The following is a 19,805-nucleotide window of genomic DNA, read 5'->3' on the forward strand; positions in this document are numbered from 1 at the left end:
GCCTTTCTCTCAGGTCAGCCGCTGTGCCAGCTCGCGGCGCAGCAGTTTTCCGGTGGCGGTGTAGGGAAGGTCGGGCTGGAACACCACGTCGTCCGGCGTGCGTGAAGACCTCAGGCGGGCGCGCACGAACGCGCGCAGGTCACCGGGGTCGGGGACGGTGTCTCCGGCGGGCACGACGACCGCGACGATCCGTTCGCCCCACTCCTCGTCCGGCAGGCCGAGGACCGCGGCCTGGCCCACTGCGGGGTGCTCGACCAGGACGTCTTCGATCTCCGCCGGCGCGATGTTCTCACCGCCCCGGATGATCGTGTCGTCAGAGCGGCCGTGGACGAACAGGTAACCGTCGGCGTCGATCCTCCCCTGGTCGCGGGTGGGGAACCAGCCGGCGGCGTCCAGCACGCTTCCCAGTCCCCGGTATTCGCCGGAAACCTGGGCGCCCCGCACCCAGATTTCGCCGACCTCCCCCGCCGGCAGTGGTGTGCCGTCGGCGCCCCGGATCTCGCACTCCACGCCCGGGACCATGCGTCCCACCGATCCGAGTCTGTCGATCGCGGCCGCGTCGCCGGCGAGCGCGGCGCGATGGTCTTCGGGTCCCAGCACCGCGATCGTCGAGCTGGTCTCCGTCAGGCCGTAGGCGTTGACGAAGTCGGTGTCGGGGAATGCCGCGAGCGCGGCGCGCAGCACGGTCGGCGGCATCCGCGCGCCGCCGTAGGCAATGGAGCGCAGTGACGGTGCGTCGGCCTGGCGGCCGGCGAGTTCGTCGATGATCCGGGCGAGCATCGTCGGCACCACCATTGCGTGGGTCACCGCGTCTTCGCGCACCAGGTCCAGCCAGCCGCGGGCGGTGAAGTCGGGCAGGTAGGTCATCCGGCGCCCCGCGTACAGGTTGCTGAGGACGGACCCGACGCCCGCGATGTGGTAGGGCGGAACGCTCACCAAAACGGCGTCGCTCGGGTCGGCCGCGCCGAACTCGACCGTCTCCAGCACGTAGCTGAGCAGGTGCGCGTGCCGGAGCAGCACCCCCTTCGGCTTGGCGGTCGTGCCGCTGGTGAACAGCACCACCGCGGGATCGTCGGCGCCGTCGCCGGGCGGGGCGGGCGCTGCAGCCGAGGCCAGGGCGATCCAGTCCTCCGAGCGCGTGTTGGCGGCCACCTGAGGGGTGAACGTCTCGTCGGCCACCACGTAGGGGTGGTCCAGCTCGGCGATCAAGGCGGCGATCTGCGGTGCGGACAGCCGGTAGTTGAGCGGTGTCAGCGGGAGGCCGGCACGGGCCGCGGCGAACAGCAGTGACGGCAGGATGGGCCCGTTCAGGCCGATGTGGACGACGCTCTTGGCTTCTGCTTCCCTGAGCAGGGTCGCGCCGCCGTCGGCGATGCGCGACAGGTCGGCGAACGTGCGGCCGTCGTGACGGCCGCCCAACGCGATCCGCTCGCCGAAGGCGTCGCGGGTCATGTCGAGGATCAGCTCGATTCCCATAAATGGTCAGCTCCTGTCCGGCTCGACGTAGGGCAACGTGATCCCGTCGCCGACGTCGTGGAACGTCGCCTGCACCCGAAGTCCCACGCGGACCTCCTCGACCGTGCCGCCGATGAGGTTGGTGAGCATCTGGAACCCCTCGTCGAAGGTGACGATCACGACGGCATAGGGCGCGGTGAATTGCGGGGCTTGCGGCCGCCACACGACCGTGTGGCTGTACACCTCGCCGCGGCCTGCGCTGGTGCGCCACTGCAGTGCATCGGCATCGCAGTACCGGCATGCCCAGGCAGGGTCGAAGACCGCCCGGTCGCAGGCACCGCAGTGCTGATAGCGGAGTTCGCCGGCGGCGCATCCCTCCCAGAACGGCCGCGACACCGCAGTCGGCTGCGGCAGCGGGATCCCGGCGCGCTGGGGACCGAGGACCGTCACGGGCGCTCACTCCCCAGCAGCACGACATCAGTGAACAGCGCGCCGGAGCCGCCGTTGCTGCACAAGGCGACCTTCGCGTCCGGCACCTGGCCGCTCTGGCATCGCTTCTGCAACTGGTGCACACCCCGGGCCACGCGCTGCGACAGTTGGACGATTCCGCCGCCATGGCTGTAGGACATGAGCCCGCCGTCGGTGGTGATGGGGAACTCGCCGCCGGGACCGATGCGGCCACCGGTGACGAAGTCGCCCCCTTCGCCCTGCTCGCAGAACTCGAACGCCTCGAACTGGCGGATGATCTCGAACGAGAACGGGTCGTACAGCTCGCACACGTCCACGTCGGAGGTGCCTAGACCGGCCATACCGAAGGCGCGGCGGGCAGCGCGGCGCCCGACATAGCCGTTCGGGACGTCGTCGAGGCTGCCGGCGAGATCCCAGGCGGGCGCGTGCCTGTAGGCGGGTCCGAGCGCGTCCAGTCCTCCGCCGAGGACGTACACCGGGGTGCCCGGAAGGTCGGCGGCACGCTCGACGGTCGTCATCAGCAGGCCGCACCCTCCTTCCGAGGTCGTGGCGCAGTCGAGAAGGTGGAACGGGTCGGCGATCATCCGGGAGCCCAGGACGTCGGCCACCGTGTAGGGGCCGCGGCCGAAATAGACCGCATCCGGGTTGACGTGGCCGTTGTTGCGGATGGTCGCGGCCACCTCGGCCAGCTGCTCGGGTGTCGTGCCGTGCAGGTACATGTGGCGCCGCGCTATGAGGGCGAACTCGGCGGCCGTGTAGAGGCCGAACGGTACGACGAACTCGTTGGCCGGACGGGTCCATGGCGCGGTGGCGGCGCGCTCGGTGTACAGACCCGCTCCCCCGTCGGCGAGCAGGACCGTGCGCGCCAGTCCCGTGGCGATCAGGCTCGCCGCCTGCAGCACCCCCGCGATACCGCTCGCGCCGTTGGAGTTCCAGGCCGGCCCGATGCCGAGCGCGTAGATCAGCTCGGGGGCATGCTTGCTGAACACGGCGTCGACCTCGGACGCCGGAACCGCCGCCTCGGCGAGCACGCCACGGGCCGCCTCCAAGGTGATCGAGAACGCGGTGTGCCCTTCGAGCACGCGGGCTTGGCGAGTGTTGTGCGCGGCGATGATCACCACGTCACGGAAGGGATGTCCGCTCACGGTCGCGTCCTCACAGGTTGTCCGGTCGTTCACCGATGACGCCGATATCCCGCAAGGTGGTGATCTGCTCTGCGGTCAGACCCGCGACCTGCCTCAGCACCTGGTCGTTGTGCTGGCCCAGCGTCGGCGCCGGCCGGGCAAGCCAGGGCCCGGACCTGGACGCCGACCGAAACGGCATTCCCGGCATCGTCCGGGCACCGAGCACGGGGTGTTGGACGGTCTCAGCGAAGCCCCGGCGGGTGAATTGAGGATTGTCCAGCACGTCCACGGGTGGCACGACGCGGGCCGCCGGAACGCCGCGCCCGAGCAGCAACTCGGCGAGCTCTGCGGCGTCGCGTCCTGCACAGTGCGCGGCGAGGTGTTCGTCGATCCAGTCGTGGGCGTGGCGCCTGCCTTCCCGCGAGGCCAGCTCCGGCGGGCTGGCCCATTCGGGGTCGCCGAGCACCGTGCGCAGCGCCGCCCAGTGCTCGTCGGTCACGATCGCCAGGGCCAGCCATTGGTCGTCATCGGGGCCGCCGCACCGGTAGAGGTTCTGCGGCGCGGCCACGGGCCCGTGATTGCCCGTCCGCATGAGATCCGCGCCGTAGGCCTCATGCTCGATCAGCAGCTCCGCGGCAACGTTGAGCGCGGACTCGACCATCGGCACCTCGACGAAGACGCCATGGCCGAGCGTGTCGGCGCGCTCGAGCGCGGCGAGCGTCGCCACAACGGCGTGCATTCCGGCAAGCGGGTCGCACGGGCCTTTGAGAACCATCGGCGCGGCGTCGGGGTATCCGGTCATCCACGCCAGTCCCGTCGCCTGCTCCATCGTCTGCGCGAATCCGGTGCGGTCCCGCCAGGGCCCATCCAGGCCGAAGGCAGGCATCCGCACGAGCGTGACCTGAGGGCAGGTCTCTTGGATGAGGTCGGCGGTGATGCCGAAGTTTCCGAGCACACGCGGCGAGAAGTTCTCGATCAGGACATCGGCGTTGGCCAGGAGCCGGAAAAGGACGTCCCGTCCCTCCGTCCGGGTCAGGTCCAGGGTGATGCTGCGCTTGCCGGCGTTGGCGCCTTGGAACACCCCTCCCCATTCCCACCAGCCGTCGACGCTCGGAGGGCGGGTCGAGGTGAAGCGCATGCCGTCAGGCCGCTGCGTCGACTCGATCTTGATCACGTCCGCACCGAGCGCGGCGAGCACCTGGGTCGCTGCCGGGCCTGCCCAAAAGCCGGTCAGGTCGATGACCCGAACGCCGTCCAGCGGATGACCGTCGGGTTTGGTGCCGAATCGCTCCCGCGGGGCCCAGCCGATGCGGCCGGTGTGCTCGCCGAGGGCCGGTGCGGGGCGCGGCGCGGAGCCTGCCGCACCGTCGACCAGGTAGGGCCGGCGCGGCTGCACGAACCCCGCCGGGTTCTTGACGAAGACCCCGCGCGCGGTGAAGTGCTCGTTGGCCGTCACGGTCGCGGGTGTCGCGATCGGCGACACCGGGATGCGCAGGGCGCTCGCGATCTCCTCGATCGCCGATGACGGAAGCGCAGACGTCCACGTCTCGATGATCTTCTGGAACTCGGCATAGCGGGCCTGGCGGTGCTTCGGGTCGATGATCGTCGGGTCCTCCAGCAGATCAGGGCGATCGATCATCACCAGGAAGTCCTGGAACATCTGCGCGGTGATCGTGCAGAATCCGATCCAGCCGTCGGCGCTGCGCTCGACCGAAGGGATCTCGACCGTGCGCCGCGCCGGCCTGGTGCCCGAAAGGGCGGCCGTGAGCGGCGTGTACAGCGACATGGCGACGCACATGCACTCGAGCATCGACAGATCAATGCGCTCGCCCTGCTGGCCCCGACGACGGGAGCCGGTCCGCAGCGCCAGCGCCGCTGCGGCCGCATAGCTGCCCGCGATCCACTCTCCGAGACGTCCCCCTGCAGGCACGGGCGGCCGGTCGGGGAGCCCGCGGCCGCCGGTCGAACCGGCGAGGGCCTGGAGCGTGAACTCCGTCCAAGGCCGCCGGGCCCACGGGCCGTACCGGCCGAAGGGCGTGATCGACACGATGTCGAGGGCCGGATGTTCGGCGCGGATCCGCGCGTAGGTCGCCTCGTCCAGGCCCGGTTCGACGAGCAGGTCCGCACCGGCAAGAAGCTCAGAGGTCTCGCTGTCACCGAGCCGCCCCAGCACCGATCGTTTGCCGGCATTGAGGAAGTGGAACATCGCGCCGTCGGCGGAACCGAGGTCCGCATGCGAAGCCGTCCAGCGGCGGTACTCGTCGCCGGCCCCGTGCTCCAGCTTGACCACATCGGCACCGGCGTCGCTCAGCAGTTTCGTCGCATAGGGGCCGGCGATCCCCGTTGTCAGGTCGAGCACCCGGAAGTCCGTCAGCAGCGACATAGGACTGTGCTCCTTCTCCGAAGGCCAGGTCGACGACTCGGGGCCCGCCTCACTGGTGCTCGCTCAGGAACGGTTCGTCGAGGTCATGGCGGCCCCGGTAGAACAGCAGCGGCCGGTGGTCGCGTTCCACCCCGAGCTCTCGGACACGGCCGACGACGATGTCGTGGTCGCCGCCGTCGTGGACGGCCTCGATGGAGCAGTCGAGCCAGGTGAGGACACCGTCCAAGACGACGGCCCCCGCCGCCGTCCGCCGCCACCCGACCACGCTGAACTTCGGAGCCGAGGTCGCGCCGAATGCCGCGCACACGTCGCGCTGATCATCGGCCAGCACATTGACGCTGAACCTGCCGCCGTTGCGAATCCGCGGCCAGCTGGTGGACGTGCGGCCGGGACAGAACAGCACCAGCGGCGGGTCGAGCGACAGCGAGGTGAAGGACTGGCACGCCAATCCGACCGGTTCCCCGCGGTCCAGCCCCGCGACCACAGTGACGCCAGTGCAGAAGTGCCCGAGCACGTTGCGGAACGTCTGGGCGTCCACAGGCGTGGACATATGACCTCCTTCAGCCCTGAGCTGAGCCGACCATCGCCGCCTGCCGCGGTGACCGGCGGATCCAGTCACCACTCGGGCACCTGCAGGACGCCGTTGCGAACGGCGTCGTCGATCGACTCGCGCAGCTGTTCACAGGTCGGGATCAGCGCTGTCCTGGGTGGACCCAACCGCGCGAGCCGCTCGGTGAACTCTGCGCAACGACCGGAGTCACCGGTCCACTGCACGGAGGTCTGGGCGAGACTGTTCTTCTCCACCAGCACGACGGCGCCGCATTGAAGGCACGACACGCGTTGCACAGCGCTCTCCCCATCCGCGGAAGGTCGGTCACCAGCAGGCGAGGCGATGCCGCCTCGCCGGCGGCGCTTCATCCCGGTACGACCGGCGCGCCGCCCTGCCGGGCGAGGTTCCCCTCGACCTCGCGCTGCCAGTACTCGATCGGACGCTGAGTGTCCAGCTCAAACTCGAACCGGTTCGTCATCTCCGGAGTGACGGCCTCGACATCCACGTAGAACTGCTCGTACCAGCGCCGCAGCTGGTAGACGGGGCCGTCTTCCTCGCAGAGCAGCGGGTTGTCGATGCGGGTCTTGTTCTTCCAGATCTCGACGTCCTGCAGGAACCCGATCTCGACCCCGCTGGCGGAGGCATCGGCCAGCTGCTGCGCTTCTTCCTCCGGCCGGCCCGGCTGCTTCTTGACGATGACCCCCCACTGCAGCACGAAGCTCGTCGGAGTCACCGGGTAGTGGCAGTTGATCAGGACGGTCTCGGTCTCGATGGCGCCGTTCGATCCCTGCAGCCAGTCGATCATGTACGCCGGCCCGAAGTACGTGGCCTCCGACCGACCGAGCTTCTCCTCCTCGCCCTCGGCCTTGGCGTAGTTGGACCCGAAGCTGATATCGGCACGTGCCTTCGAGTGCATGTACTGCGACGCATGGTGCCCTTCGAAGACGTTCTTGAAGTACACCGGGAACGAGTAGTGGACGTAGAAGAAATGTGCCATGTCGACGACGTTGTCCACGATCTCGCGGCAGTTGGCGCCCTCGATGAGAACGGAGTTCCACGTCCAGTCGGTCCACTCGTCGGAGAAGACAGCGTCGATCCGGGGAATCGTCACCTCGGCTGGCGGCGGATTCCCTTGAGGGTCATTCCAGACGAAGAGCTGCTTGTTCTCCTCTAGTACCGTCCAGGCTTTCGTGCGGGCCCTGGGAGGTACCCTCCGGGCATAGGGAATGCCGGCGCAGCGCCCGGAACCGGACCATCGCCAATCGTGGAAGGGGCAGGCCAGGTCGTCGCCTTTGATCGTGCCCTGCGTGAGGTCACCGCCCATGTGCGGGCAGTACCCGTTGAGCACGTTGAGGTTTCCGGAACTGTCGGAGAACACCACGAGCTTCGTGCCGAACGCGTGGACCGCGTGCGGCTTGCCATCCCGGAAGCTGTCGGCGAGCCCCAGGCAGTGCCAGCCTCGCGCATACCTGGTAGGCGGTGCACCGGTCTCGATAACGCGCACCTCATCCGTCTGCGCTGAAGCCATCGCTCCTCCAAGTCCGCTCCCCGAGCCAAGCCGTTCAAGCACCATCGTCCGAACCCGTGAGTCTTGGGGGAAGCGACTCTCCCACTCATTGGAACCGCTTCTGCGGACTGCCGGCAGACGACAGGGAATGCCGATATCAGGGACGTTTGCTACGAGGTGGTCCTCACGCCGATGGCGGTACTGCTCCTGGCAGCGCTTTCCACCAGGCGCAGTACAGCGAATTGGATGGCCGGTTTCGCGCCAACCGGTGGCGTCCCCAGGCCTTGCGTAATCGCGGTTAGGTGGGGCGGGCAGTCGCCATGGCCGAGGGATAACCGAGCCCGGCTCGGTCGGCCAAGAGGGAGATATGATCGCCGCGGTCATGCCCCGCAACTGGTCTCAGCTGAGCCCGGGACGTCATCACGCGTTGCCGCACGGGCTTCAAGACTCCCAAGTACGCCGCGATCGTCGATGCTCTCCCGGAGAGCCCGGCGGCAAACGCCGGCTCCCTCGCAGGTCGCCGATGTGACGACGATCGAGGTTGCGTTGGCGGTGTGCCTCTGCCCGGTCCGGCCCGGGGAGCAGACCGTCCCGGGCCGGACCGACCGTCTCGGCGCTCTGGTCCCCCGCGGCGTCTGTCAGGCGATGACGCAGTGGGTCCGGCTGAAGATCGTCGGCATGCACTTGTTGCAGTGGATGCACAGCGAGCGGGCGGCGGGCTCGTTGTGGATGCGGTTGATGAGGTCGGGCTCGCGCAGCAGTGCGCGCGCCATCGCGACGAACTCGAAACCCTCCGCCATGGCCAGATCCATGGTGGAGCGCTGAGTGATGCCGCCGAGCAGCACCAGCGGCAGGTCCAGCGCGGCGCGGAACTGGCGGGCGCTGTCCAGCAGGAACGCCTCCTGGTACGGATAGGCGCGAATGAAGCGGCTGCCGACCAGGTTGATGCCGAAGCGCAGCGGCTGCCCGAACGTCGCGGCGAACTCGCGGACGGGCGCGTCGCCGCGGAACAGGTACATCGGATTCAGCAGGGAGCTGCCGGCGGTCAGTTCCAGGGCGTCGACGCTGCCGTCCCGCTCCAGCCAGCGGGCGACCTGGAGGCTCTCGTCGAGCCAGAACCCGCCCGGCACGCCGTCGTCCATGTTGAGCTTGGCCAGGATCGCGATGCGGTCGCCGACGGCGTCGCGAACGGCGCGCGCAGCGCTCAGGGCGACCTTGGCGCGGTTGGCCAGGGAACCCCCGAACCCGTCCCGCCGCTTGTTGATCTTCGGGCTGAGGAACGAGCTGGCGAAGTAGTTGTGCCCGAGGTGGATCTCGACCGCGTCGAAGCCCGCCTCGATCGCCAGCTTCGCGGCCTCGCCGTGCGCCTGGGCGATGCGCTCGACGTCGGCGGCGGTGGCCCTGCGGATCCGCTGCATGCTCATCGGGCTGAACGAGGCGGACGGCGCCAGCGCCGGAACGCCGTTGGACTTTCCGTTGGCGACCGGTCCGGCGTGCCCGATCTGGGCCGACGCCGCGGCGCCTTCGGCGTGCACCGCCTCGGTGAGGCGGCGCAGGCCGGGCAGCGCCTCCGGGCGCATCCAGACCTGGTCGCGTTCGGTGCGTCCCTCGGGGGCCACCGCGCAGTAGGCCATGGTCGTCATCGCGACGCCGCCCGCGGCGTGCCGTCGATGGAACTCGATCAGGTCGTCGGAGACCAGCGCGCCTTTGGTCATGCCTTCGAAGGTGGCGGACTTGATGATGCGGTTGCGCAGGGTCAGCGGCCCGAGCCGGGCGGGCTCGAACACCTCGGGGGTGTTCTGTTCGGTGGTGGTCACGTCATCCTCCTCGAGGGGTCAGAAGGTCATCGCGGTCGGCTGGGCATCGGGCCGCATGGCGGCGTCGGTGCCGCCGTCGACGAACAGGACCGCCCCGGTGGTGAACCGGGCCTCCGGCTTGAGGAACTGGTGCACCCAGAACGCGATGTCCTGCGGGCGGCCGAAGACGCCCAGCGGCATCGGCGTCGGGAACTCGTCGGGGTCCGTCTCGGCGGCCGTGCCGGTCGACCCGAGCATGAGCGGCGTGAGCACGGCGCCGGGAGCGATCGCGTTCAGCAGCACTCCGCGCCGCGCCCAATCAGCCTGGACTGCGGTACGGCGCACCCAGCGGGCCAGGGCGAACTTGGACGTGGCATAGGCGCCGATGCTGGGCGCCATCTCGATGATCTCCGCGGGCATGGCGCTCTGCGCGGCGAGAGCGCGCTCGCGGGCGGCGTCCTCGTCGCCGGCCAGCGCGAGCTCCGCCAGGTCCTCGTCGATCAGGGGGACAGTCGTCGCCGAATTGGACCCGATCACCACGGCGCGTCCGGCACCCGACCGCACCAGCGCCGGATGGAGCCCCTCCAGCAGCGCCACCGGGCCGAAGTAGTTGATCGACATGACGGCAGCCGCATCCCGCATGTTCGGGCCCACCCCGGCGATGGCCGCGACGCCGTCGAGCACGCCGCCGGCGGCGGACAGGATCCCCTCTACGGCGGCGCGCCGTCCATCCGCGGTACCTAGATCGGCCGTGACGTCGGCGTCGTGGAGATCGACCCCGATGACGGTGTGACCGGCGTCTGCGAGGAGCGCGGCGCTCGCAGCGCCCATGCCCGAGGCGGATCCGGTGACCGCGATAGTTCCCATGGTCCAGGTCTCCCTTCCGGAGCTCGGCGCGCACGAGCACGTTGCCGACCGAGCATCTCTAGCGTTGTCCAATCACTGATTGGATACTGCCTAGAGGGTATGTGATGCAATGGGCCACATGGCAGACGCTTCCCCATCCACCCGCGACCGCCTGCTCGACGCCGCTGAGCAGCTCTTCCTGGAGAAGGGGGCCGATCAGGTGTCGGTCCGCGCCGTCAACGCCGAAGCCGGCCTCAACCCGGGCGCGGTGCACTACCACTTCGGATCGCGGGAGGGGCTGATCACTGCACTGCTGGAACGCGAGTTGCTGCCGCTGTGGGCCGATCGGCTGGAGGCGATCGCCGACCAGTCCGGAACGGACGGCCCCTCGAAGCCGCAGGCCCGGGTGGGAGAGCTGGTGGCGGCCGTCGTCCAGCCCTTCGAGGAACTGGCGAAGACGGAAAAGGGTCGGATGCTGTGCCATCTGCTGGCCCGCTTCGCTCTGCCCGGCTGGCGCCTGCCGAACGTCTCCCCCTGGTTCAGCTCGGTCCCGTTCGAGGTGATGCTCGCACGCGCCATGCCGGAACTGCCGGGCCGCGAGGTCGCCGAGCGATGGCGGCTGGCCTTCACCCTTCTGCTGGAGGTCTACGGGCATCCGCTGACGTCCACCCCAGCGGCGGCGATCGCGCCACCGGAGACCGGGACCGTCATCGCCTTCCTCACCGCCGGCTTGACCGCGCCCTCAGCCGGAGACGGCTCCTGACCGCTGCCTCGATGCACAGAGTGCACGCTCTCCTCGATGGAAGTCACGGAGTCGGCAGCGACGTTCCCCCGCACTGGACGATCGATCCCGTCGATGTCGTGACGACTCCAGCGGCTCCCTGTGGGAGCCGCTGAGCACGAATCCACGAATCAAGGTCCAAAGGAACGCGGACAAGAGCGAGGCTGGCCGGGCAGTACCGTCGTCGGTGTGAGCAGCCAGCGGAAACCGCGCGGCCCCTATCGCAAGGGCCTGGAGCGCAGGGAACAGATCCTGCGGACGGCCCTCGAGGTGTTCGCCCAGCAAGGGGACCGCGGTTCGTCCATCCAGGAGATCGCCGACCGGGTCGGCCTCTCTCAGACGGGACTGCTGCATCACTTCGGTTCACGTGAGGAGCTACTGCTCGCCGTCCTGAAGCGGCGGGACACCCTCGACACCGAGGTCACCGAGCAGCCGCGCAGTTCCGGGGAGGCCGTCGCGCAGACGGTACGGCACAACATGGAGCAGCCGGGCCTGGTGAAGCTGTTCGTGGCGCTGTCTGCGGCCGCCACCGACCCTGCGCACCACGCACACGGCTTCTTCACTGACCGTTACGGCGATCTCGTGTCGCTGCTCACGCATGGGCTGGAGGAAGGTCAGCGCTCTGGCCGGGTCCGTGACGACGAAACGGCAGAGCACATGGCCCGACTGCTGCTCGCCGTGTGCGACGGCCTACAGATTCAGTGGCTCCTTGATCCGTCCGTCGACATGGCTGCGCTGGTCGAGACGTTCAACAGGATGTGCGAGGCGGCCGGCGATGCCACGAGCCCGGATCAGGTCGAATGAGCGCGCGGCCATCCGGCGCCGGGTGGCCCGACAGCAGGCCTTAAAACAGAGTTCTACTCGGCTTTAACCTTGACGCGTGGCGTGGCACACATCTACGGTCGCAACAGGGACAGCGATTAAAACGTTTTAATCACCCTTCGGAGCCCACCGGGCGTCCCGTTCGACCGACCTGCTCGCCAGGAGTCCTCATGTTCGCCACCCCACCGCGGCGCCTGCGCACCGGCGCCGTGGCCTTGGCGGTGACCGCGGCCGCGCTCGCGGCGCCCGGCACCGCCTCGGCTGCGTCTCCCTCACCGTTCGGAACATCGTTCGCGCGCGCGTTCGCCGACCCGCCCTCCGAAGCCAGGCCGAAGATCCGGTACTGGTGGCCCTGCGGCGACATCACTTCCGCGTCGGTCGACGCGGAAGTGAAGCAGATCGCCGATCATGGGTTCTCCGCCGCCGAGATCTCCTGCATGTTCAGCACGAACCCCGCCGAGTCTGGCTGGGGCAGCCCGACGCTCAACGACCGGCTCAAGACGGCCGTGGAGGCCGGCCGCAAGTACGGGGTCCGCATCGACTTCACTGTCGGTCCTTCGTGGCCGCTGGTGGTCCCCGGCCTCACCCCCGACGCCCCGCAGGCCGCACAGGAGATCGCCTACGGACGCGCCGTCGTCAAGGGCGGCGCCCCCTACACCGGGCCGGTGCCGTCGGCGCCCGCGCCGCACGCCGGCGTCACCAAGCAGACCCTCGTGGCGGTGCAGGCGGTCCGTTGCGCCTCCAGCTGCACGGCGGCCAAGCCGGTCAAGCTGGAGAAGAGCTCTCTGGTGGACCTGACCGCGAAGGTCCACAACGGCACGGTCTCCTGGACGGCGCCGGCTGGAGGCGAATGGGTGCTGCTCGGCTACTGGCAGCGCGGCACCGGGCAAGCATCCGTCGCCGGGCAGGCCGCCTCCAGCGAACCGGCGTACGTCGTCGACCACTTCGGCTCAGCCGGGGCGAAGGCGGCGACCGACTACTGGGACGCGCACATCCTGACGCCGCAACTGCGGCAGCTGCTCAAGCGCGACGGCGGGAACCTCTTCGAGGACTCCTTGGAGCTGGACTCCGGCCAGCACTGGACGTGGGACCTGCTCGCCCAGTTCCAGAAGCGGCGCGGCTACCCGCTCCGGGACGACCTGCCCGTCCTGTTCATCGACAAGATCCACCGGCAGTACACCTCGGTGACGCCGGACGACGCGCCGGACTTTGAGTTCACCGACGGCAGCGGCGCCCGCGTCCGCGACGACTACTACCGCACCCTCACCGACCTGTACACCGACGATCACGTCAAGCCGCTGCAGACATGGGCCCATGCGCGCAACCTCCGCTACCGCGCCCAGCCCTACGGAACGACCATCGACACCCCCAGCATCGACGCCAAGGTCGACGTTCCCGAGACCGAGTCCCTGGGCATGCAGGCCGGCTACACCGACGACCCCTTCCACTGGATCTCCAGCGGCGCCGTCCACCTCTCCGGGCGCAAGGTCTTCTCGCTCGAATGTTGCGCGACCTACAACGAGGCATACGGGCAGACATGGCCGGAGATGTTGAAGCACTTCAACACCGCCTTCGCCCATGGCGTCAACCAGATCGTCTACCACGGATTCGCCACCGAGCAGGGGCTCGGCGCCCAGTGGCCGGGCTTCTCCCCGTTCACGCTGCAAGGCGGCAACGGCTTCTCCGAAGCGTGGGGACCGCGCCAGCCGACCTGGGACGACACCAGTAAGATCACCGGCTGGACCGCCCGGATGCAGTACGCCCTGCGCCAGGGACGCCCCTCGGTCGACCTGGCCGTATACCGGCAAAGCTATGGCACCAAGGTCAACGAGCCGGACGGCGCGGCCGGATTCACCTACGACTTCACCGGCCCGGACCAGCTCGACGGGGCCCCCGTCAAGAACCACCTGCTCGCCCCCGGCGGTCCCGGCTACCGGGCACTTGTCCTGGACCGCCAGGCGACTCTGCCGGTGAAGACCGCGCGCGAGTTCCTCGACCATGCTCATGACAGCCTGCCCATCGTGATCGTCGGCGCGCCGCCGACCCGCACACCCGGCGACTACAAGGCCGCCCAGCAGGACGCCGAACTCGCCGGACTCGTCAAGCAGCTGCTCGCGCAGCCCTCCGTCAGGCACATCGATGCGCAAAGCGAACTGCCCGCCGCCCTCAGCAGCCTCGGCGTGCATCCCTCGGCGCAGGCCACCAAGCCGGGCCTGCTCACCGTCCGCCGGGCCCTGCCGCAGGGAGATCTGTACTACCTGTACAACCCGACCTCGTCGGCAATCTCCACACAGGTGACCCTGGACGGCGGCGGCAGGCCCTACGAACTGGACGCCTGGAGCGGAGAGATCAACCCGATCGGCCAGTACGCCGTTCAGGCCGACCGCACCACGGTTCCGGTCAGTCTGGCTCCGGGCGCCACCACCGTCATCGCACTCGGCGGCGGCACCGCCCGGCACGTCACGGCCACTACCGGCGGCGAGACCAGCATCCAGAACGGCGCACCGCAACTGCGTGCGACCAAGGCCGGCACCTACACGGTGACCCTCGACAACGGCAAGAAGACGCAGGTGAACGTGCCTTCCGTCCCGGCAGCCCAGGAACCCCGGGACTGGGCGCTGTCCGTGCAGGACTGGCACCGCGGCGCTGACGGGAAGCACGAAGTGACCCAGCACCAGCTCAGGCTCACCGCGCTCACGCCGTGGAGCGCGATCCCCGAGTTGCAGGACGTCTCGGGTGTCGGAACCTACAGCACGACGGTGACCATGGACGAGGCGGGCGGCGCCTACCTCGACCTCGGCCAGGTCACCGACACCTACGAGGTGACCGTGAACGGCCGGAAGCTTCCTCCGGCCGACCAGGTGGCCCGGCGGCTCGATCTCGGCGGGTACCTGAAGCAGGGATCGAACGCGATCACGATCCGCGTCGCGACCCCGCTGCGGAACCGGCTGAGGGTGACCGACGGTTTCCCCGGACAGACCCAGCAGCCCCGCCAGCAGTACGGCCTGATCGGCCCGGTCCGCGTGGTGCCGTACCAGCAGGTGCCGATCACGAACTGACCATCGCAACGGTCACGGCCCGCCCGATTCCACCATGGATGCGGGCGGGTCACCGGCCAGTTGCCGAAGACCTCGCAGTTGCCTAACGCTGGCAGTCCGCAGGCCGGCTCCGAAGACGCACGGACTTCTCCGCCACCGGCCAGAGTTCGACCGGCCGCTCGCCGAGCGTCGGTCCCGTACTGCCACCCAAGGTTGCCGTTCGACAAACGGTCGCCGACCACGGCATCGATTCCCGCTGCCGAACCGACTCCAAAGAACCCTCGGTTCTCCGGACAAGCCCGCCCGTCACGCCAGAACTGCGGCCTCATCGGGCCGGCCGCTTCGCTCTTCGCCAATATGGCCGGCAAAGAATAGACCGGCGCCGAAAATCATATGCCTGGACAGTTCTCGGCAAGCCGTCGAGAACTGTCCAGGCATGCCCTTTTGCGCACCGCTTGGTCGTCATCGAAAATTGGGCCCGATTTAATCTTGTTGACCCCATTCGCGCATGTTAGCTTCAGGCTTGCTACTGGCAAGTAGGGAGCAAATGGACTGCTCTTTGACACTTGCCTCACCACTCCCCCTGGAGCGATTCATGCGCGCTTTCAGATCGGCTCACACGTTCGCTGTGGCCGCCGCCCCGGCCCTCGCTTTCCTCGCCGCTCTCGCCACCCCTGCCCATGCGCAGGCGGCCTACCGCGAGTACGTCGCGCTCGGCGACTCCTTCGCCTCGGGGCCGGGCATCTCGACGCAGGTCGACAAGGCCTGCCAGCGCTCGGACCACAACTACGCCCATGTTCTGGCGGAAGCTCTGGAGCCCGCCAAGTTCACCGACGTCAGCTGTGGCGGTGCCATCACCGCCGATCTCACGCAGTCGCAATCGACGACCGGGGCTCCGCCGCAGTTCGGCGCGCTGAGCCCGAACACCGACCTGGTCACCCTCACCATCGGCGGCAATGACATCGGCTTCGGCGAGATCATCGGTACCTGCGCCCAGTTGTCGCTCGGTGAATGGTGGAGCAATCCCTGCCAAAAGCACTACACCTCGGGCGGCACCGACCAGCTCCAAGCCCGGATCGAAGCCACCGCGCCTAAGATCGACGCCGCCGTCCGAGGCATCCGTGCACGTGCCCCCAAGGCCAAGATCGTGGTGACCGGCTACCTTCGCATCACGCCGGACACCGGCGGTTGCTGGCCCAGCGTGCCGATCGCGCCGGGCGACCTCCCATGGCTCAGCACCGTACATCGCAGTCTCGACGACATGATCGAGAAGCGCGCTGAGGCAAACGGCGCGACGGCCGCCAACCCCTTCCAGGTGAGCACCGGCCACGACGCCTGCAAGCCTACCGGTGTCCGCTGGACCGAGCCGGTTCTCAATCTCGCCGCCCCCGCCCACCCCAACGCCGCCGGAATGGCGGCCGTGGCCGGACTCGTCAAGGCCAAGCTCAGCACGTGAGCGGCCCGGTGTCCCCTCGGCCCGCCCCGGGCCGGGGGGACCGATCATTCCGCTCTATCCGGGGTCGACGCGGCGAGGAAAGCCGTCGAAAACGACTGCGCGTAGCCATAATCGGGGGATGATGCTCAGCCCGAGAGAGCGGTACACGTGCATCGCTGTTTGCGCCTTGAGGACAGTCTGGTCGGACGATCCCGATCAGTCGTCTGACGGCGCGCGGACCTAGAGGCGGCGGGCGACGGCGAGCACGATCGGCGCGGCGAGCCAGCACAGGTATGCGCCGGTGCTCGTGGTCAGGAACGGGACGGAGACCCCGAATGCTGCTGCCAGGCAGATGCTGCGCACCAGGCTCTGGGCGAACACCGGGGTGGGACGTCGGCGCGGTCCAGGTGTTCGCGTCGGGCCTTCCGGATGATCAGCGCGAACGTCGCGGACGCACTCTGCCGGGCGTCAGCGGGTGTCGGCATCGAGGGCATGTTGGACGAGGGCGGTGAGGACGTGCTTGGCGGAGTCCCGCTGTCGGACGTCGCAGAGCACGATCGGCGTCTGCGGATCCAGATCGAGCGCCGTCCGGATCTTCTCAACGCGATGGCGTTTTGCGCCATCGAAGCAGTTCACCGCGACAATGAAGGGCGTGTTGCGCTGTTCGAAGAAGTCGATTGCGGAGAAGCTCGTGGCAAGGCGCCGGGTGTCGGCGAGCACCACGGCTCCGACGGCTCCGTAGGCCATGTCGCGCCACATGAACCAGAAGCGTTCCTGGCCGGGTGTGCCGAATAGGTAGAGGGTGATCCCGTCGGGGAAGGTGATGCGGCCGAAGTCCATGGCGACGGTTGTGGTGCTTTTGCGTTCAATCCCATTCAGGTCGTCCACGTCGGTGCTCACATCGGTGAGCTGTTCTTCGGTGCGCAGCGGGCGGACTTCGCTGATCGCTCCAACGAAGGTGGTCTTGCCGACTCCGAATCCGCCAGCGATGAGGATCTTGAGTGCGAGATGGGTGTCGCTGTGGCCGCCTGTGGCGCCGGTAGCCGGGTACGGGTCGGCGGGGTCGGGATCAGAGGGCGCGTAGATCATTGAGAACTCTCTGGAGGATACGGGGGTCTGGTCGTGCGGCGAGCGGAGCACCGCGTTGCTCGGTGACCAGGCCTTGACGGTGAAGGTCTGCGATCAGGACCTGCACGACGCCCAGCGGCAGGTCGATCTCGGAGGTCAGGTCGGCCAGGGTGTGCGGGACCCGGCACAGGTCCAGCAGCCGCTGCTGGTCGCGCGACATCCGAGTCCGCTCTTCAGCGGCTCTTCCGGTGGTCACCAGGACGGTGACGAGGTCCAGGCGGATTCCCTGGGGACGTGTCCGCCCTCCGGTGAGGGCATAGGGGCGGACGAGCGGTCCGGCATCGGATCCGATACGGCGTTCCCGCGGTGCGTCCATGGTTCATCTCGCGGTGGAGGCGTCGGCCGCACCAGCCGGCCTGGGAGCGGCGGTCAGCCGCTTGCGGAGACGCTTGGTGAGCAGGGCCATTTCGTAGCCGACCAGGCCAGCGTTGCCTCCAGAGCCGCTGAGGACCGCCAGGCAGCTGCCGTTGCCAGCCGCGCAGACGAAGAACAGGGCGTCGTCCATCTCGATGATGGTTTGCCGTACCTGCTGCTTGCGGAAATGCTCGCGGGCGCCGTTGGCCAGGCTCTGGAGGCCTGCGGAGATCGCCGCGAGGTATTCGGCACCGTCGCGGGTGATGTTGCTCGATGCGCCCATCACCAGGCCGTCCTTGGACAGCAGCACAGCCTGCCGTACCTCTCCGATCCGGTCGACCAGGTCGTCCAGCAGCCAGCTCAGGTCACTGGCCGCGCTTGGCTGGGTCATGATGTGTCCCCCTTGGACAATCGTTCGTCGAAGACCTGCAGCCTGTCCTCGTCGGCGGCGTCGCTCTCGTCATCGGTTTCGCGGCCCGCGGTCCAACCGGCCTGCAGCGAGGAGAGCAGGTCGCGGTTGGCCTCCGGGCTGTACTCGTCGACGTCGTCCTGCTTCGCGGGGCGCATGGCGTGCCGACCCTGCTGCGACGCCTCGGGCGCACGCAGTTGCGGGGCCAGATGTTTCTGCCTTGTCCGGCGCGGAAGTTCGTCGGTGTCGTCGTCCCCTGTGGGAGCCAGCGTCGGTATTCCCGACGACACGTCGGTGAAGTTCGACTCCTCGCTCGTCCACACACTCTGTTCCTGGGGCGGCTGCGGGAGCCGGTCCGGCGGCGCATTCCTCGCCCGGGGCTTTAAGACCGCCACGGTCTCGCGGGGCCGCTCGCTCAGCCGGCGCGGGATGTCCATCGCATTGTGGGAGGTCGGAGACCTGCCGTCCTGGATCACCAGCGCCATCGGAAGCAGCACGACGGCGGTGACGCCGCCGTAGGCCGACGGCTGGAGGACGACGCCGATGCCGTGACGGGTGGCGAGCCGGGCGACGACGAACAGCCCGAGGCGATCGGTGTCGGCCAGGTCGAACTCCGGTGGGTCGGCGAGTTGCCGGTTGATGGCGGCCAGCTCGTCGGAGTCCAGGCCGACGCCGCGATCCACTACTTCGATGGCCAGTCCGTTGGCCGCCAATGCCGCCCGGACCGACACTTCGGTGTGCGGGGGAGAGAATGCCGTTGCGTTCTCGATCAGCTCGGCCAGCAGGTGGATCACGTCGGCGACCACCGGCCCGGTGACCGACACTTGCGCTTCGGTGCTGACCTCGACTCGCGGGTAGTTCTCCACCTCGGCCAGGGACGCGCGCAGCAGATCGTCCACGGGGACGGGGTCGTCCCAGCCGCGGATGGTCTTCGATCCGGACAAGATGACCAGGCCCTCGGCGTGGCGGCGCATGCGGGTGGTCAGGTGGTCCAGGCGGAACAGGTCTTCCAGTTGGTCCGGGTCGGAGGCTCGCCGCTCCATCGCATCGAGCATCCGGAGCTGGCGGTGCAGCAGCGACTGGCTGCGCCAGGCCAGATTGATGAACACGCGGCTGATGCCCTTGCGCAGTTCGGCCTCGCCCACCGCCGCTTCGATCGCCGTCCGTTGAACCTTGGTGAAAGCGGCGCCGACCTGCGCGATCTCCCGGGTTCTGCCTTGACCGAACGGGGAGCTGTCGACGTCGGTGCCTGCCTGCTCGCCCTTGCGCAGGCGGGCGATGACCTCGGGAAGTCGCCGGTCGGCCAGATGCTGCGCGGCGCCTCGCAGCCCACGCAACTCGTTGGAGAGGCTCCGGGCGAACCTCACCGAGAACCAGATGGATGCCGCGACGACCACGAGGCCGAGGCCGCCGACCAAGGCCAGCCGCAGCAACACCTGCCTGCCGATCGCCTCGGTCTGGTGAGTCAAGACCCGCGAGGCGGCAAGCTGGGCGGAGCTCCACTCGGCCGTCAGCCGAGGGACGGTCGAGCGCCACTCCTGGAGGACGCTCGAAGGCACCGTCCGATTCGAACTCGCCGCCACACTGAGCTGATTCCATCCTCATTGGTCCTGGTGATGGATGGTGAGGATGGCCCGCACGATGGCGGATAGGCGGCTGGGTGAGCAGCGGGCCTTCCGCAAGATGTGCCAGCCCTTGAGAGCAGCGGC

18 protein-coding genes are annotated in these 19,805 nt (G+C 68.7%); 4 read left to right on the forward strand and 14 right to left on the reverse strand.

What is annotated here, in order from left to right; translation table 11 throughout:
• Window positions 1–9: 9 nt before the first annotated feature.
• The 9 genes from ACA514_RS45205 to ACA514_RS45245 all read right to left on the reverse strand — a co-directional run bounded on the left by ACA514_RS45205 (window position 10) and on the right by ACA514_RS45245 (window position 10,150).
• Window positions 10–1,476, reverse strand: a complete 1,467-nt coding sequence (locus tag ACA514_RS45205) for a class I adenylate-forming enzyme family protein (RefSeq protein ID WP_375047670.1) — start codon at window positions 1,474–1,476, stop codon at window positions 10–12.
• 6 nt (window positions 1,477–1,482) lie between these two features.
• Window positions 1,483–1,905, reverse strand: coding sequence for a Zn-ribbon domain-containing OB-fold protein (locus ACA514_RS45210; RefSeq protein ID WP_375047671.1), 423 nt, complete (start codon window positions 1,903–1,905; stop codon window positions 1,483–1,485).
• Window positions 1,902–3,068 (reverse strand): thiolase family protein, encoded by a 1,167-nt coding sequence (locus ACA514_RS45215; RefSeq protein ID WP_375047672.1) that lies wholly within the window; start codon window positions 3,066–3,068, stop codon window positions 1,902–1,904. The genes ACA514_RS45210 and ACA514_RS45215 overlap by 4 nt, the downstream gene beginning before the upstream one ends.
• A gap of 10 nt (window positions 3,069–3,078) precedes the next feature.
• Window positions 3,079–5,430 (reverse strand): CaiB/BaiF CoA transferase family protein, encoded by a 2,352-nt coding sequence (locus ACA514_RS45220; protein WP_375047673.1) that lies wholly within the window; start codon window positions 5,428–5,430, stop codon window positions 3,079–3,081.
• A gap of 49 nt (window positions 5,431–5,479) precedes the next feature.
• Window positions 5,480–5,980 (reverse strand): 3-hydroxy-9,10-secoandrosta-1,3,5(10)-triene-9,17-dione monooxygenase reductase subunit, encoded by a 501-nt coding sequence (gene hsaB / locus ACA514_RS45225; RefSeq protein WP_375047674.1) that lies wholly within the window; start codon window positions 5,978–5,980, stop codon window positions 5,480–5,482.
• 65 nt (window positions 5,981–6,045) lie between these two features.
• A complete protein-coding gene (locus tag ACA514_RS45230) occupies window positions 6,046–6,276 on the reverse strand; it encodes a hypothetical protein (RefSeq protein ID WP_375047675.1) in 231 nt (76 codons plus the stop codon).
• 68 nt (window positions 6,277–6,344) lie between these two features.
• On the reverse strand, window positions 6,345–7,508 hold the full coding sequence (locus ACA514_RS45235; RefSeq protein ID WP_375047676.1) for a Rieske 2Fe-2S domain-containing protein: 1,164 nt from the start codon (window positions 7,506–7,508) through the stop codon (window positions 6,345–6,347).
• Between the two features lie 617 nt (window positions 7,509–8,125).
• Window positions 8,126–9,304, reverse strand: a complete 1,179-nt coding sequence (locus ACA514_RS45240; RefSeq protein WP_375047677.1) for an NADH:flavin oxidoreductase — start codon at window positions 9,302–9,304, stop codon at window positions 8,126–8,128.
• 18 nt (window positions 9,305–9,322) lie between these two features.
• On the reverse strand, window positions 9,323–10,150 hold the full coding sequence (locus tag ACA514_RS45245) for an SDR family oxidoreductase (RefSeq protein ID WP_375047678.1): 828 nt from the start codon (window positions 10,148–10,150) through the stop codon (window positions 9,323–9,325).
• Window positions 10,151–10,268: 118 nt separating this feature from the next.
• Here ACA514_RS45245 and ACA514_RS45250 point away from each other — a divergent pair, with 118 nt between their 5' ends.
• The 4 genes from ACA514_RS45250 (at window position 10,269) to ACA514_RS45265 (ending at window position 16,226) form a co-directional block, all read left to right on the forward strand.
• Entirely contained in the window at window positions 10,269–10,892 is a 624-nt protein-coding gene (locus ACA514_RS45250) for a TetR/AcrR family transcriptional regulator (protein WP_375047680.1), read from the forward strand.
• 207 nt (window positions 10,893–11,099) lie between these two features.
• On the forward strand, window positions 11,100–11,714 hold the full coding sequence (locus ACA514_RS45255) for a TetR/AcrR family transcriptional regulator (RefSeq protein ID WP_375047682.1): 615 nt from the start codon (window positions 11,100–11,102) through the stop codon (window positions 11,712–11,714).
• Between the two features lie 188 nt (window positions 11,715–11,902).
• Window positions 11,903–14,791, forward strand: coding sequence for a glycosyl hydrolase (locus tag ACA514_RS45260; protein ID WP_375047683.1), 2,889 nt, complete (start codon window positions 11,903–11,905; stop codon window positions 14,789–14,791).
• 574 nt (window positions 14,792–15,365) lie between these two features.
• A complete protein-coding gene (locus ACA514_RS45265) occupies window positions 15,366–16,226 on the forward strand; it encodes an SGNH/GDSL hydrolase family protein (protein WP_375047684.1) in 861 nt (286 codons plus the stop codon).
• A gap of 219 nt (window positions 16,227–16,445) precedes the next feature.
• On the opposite strand, the gene ACA514_RS45270 is transcribed toward ACA514_RS45265, so the two are convergent.
• The 5 genes from ACA514_RS45270 to ACA514_RS45290 all read right to left on the reverse strand — a co-directional run bounded on the left by ACA514_RS45270 (window position 16,446) and on the right by ACA514_RS45290 (window position 19,655).
• Window positions 16,446–16,586, reverse strand: a complete 141-nt coding sequence (locus ACA514_RS45270; RefSeq protein WP_375047685.1) for a hypothetical protein — start codon at window positions 16,584–16,586, stop codon at window positions 16,446–16,448.
• 87 nt (window positions 16,587–16,673) lie between these two features.
• Window positions 16,674–17,294, reverse strand: coding sequence for an ATP/GTP-binding protein (locus ACA514_RS45275; RefSeq protein ID WP_375047686.1), 621 nt, complete (start codon window positions 17,292–17,294; stop codon window positions 16,674–16,676).
• On the reverse strand, window positions 17,275–17,649 hold the full coding sequence (locus ACA514_RS45280; RefSeq protein ID WP_375047687.1) for a DUF742 domain-containing protein: 375 nt from the start codon (window positions 17,647–17,649) through the stop codon (window positions 17,275–17,277). Before ACA514_RS45280 ends, ACA514_RS45275 begins: the two co-directional genes overlap by 20 nt.
• A 3-nt stretch (window positions 17,650–17,652) precedes the next feature.
• Window positions 17,653–18,078: a roadblock/LC7 domain-containing protein gene (locus tag ACA514_RS45285; protein WP_375047688.1), complete on the reverse strand. Its 426-nt coding sequence runs from the start codon at window positions 18,076–18,078 to the stop codon at window positions 17,653–17,655.
• The gene (locus ACA514_RS45290) at window positions 18,075–19,655 is read right to left on the reverse strand and encodes a sensor histidine kinase (RefSeq protein ID WP_375047690.1); all 1,581 of its coding nucleotides are present in this window, start codon (window positions 19,653–19,655) and stop codon (window positions 18,075–18,077) included. Before ACA514_RS45290 ends, ACA514_RS45285 begins: the two co-directional genes overlap by 4 nt.
• Window positions 19,656–19,805: the final 150 nt, after the last annotated feature.

The sequence above is a fragment of the Actinomadura sp. NTSP31 genome, from assembly GCF_041951385.1.
GTDB classification, from domain to species: Bacteria; Actinomycetota; Actinomycetes; order Streptosporangiales; family Streptosporangiaceae; genus Spirillospora; species Spirillospora napierensis.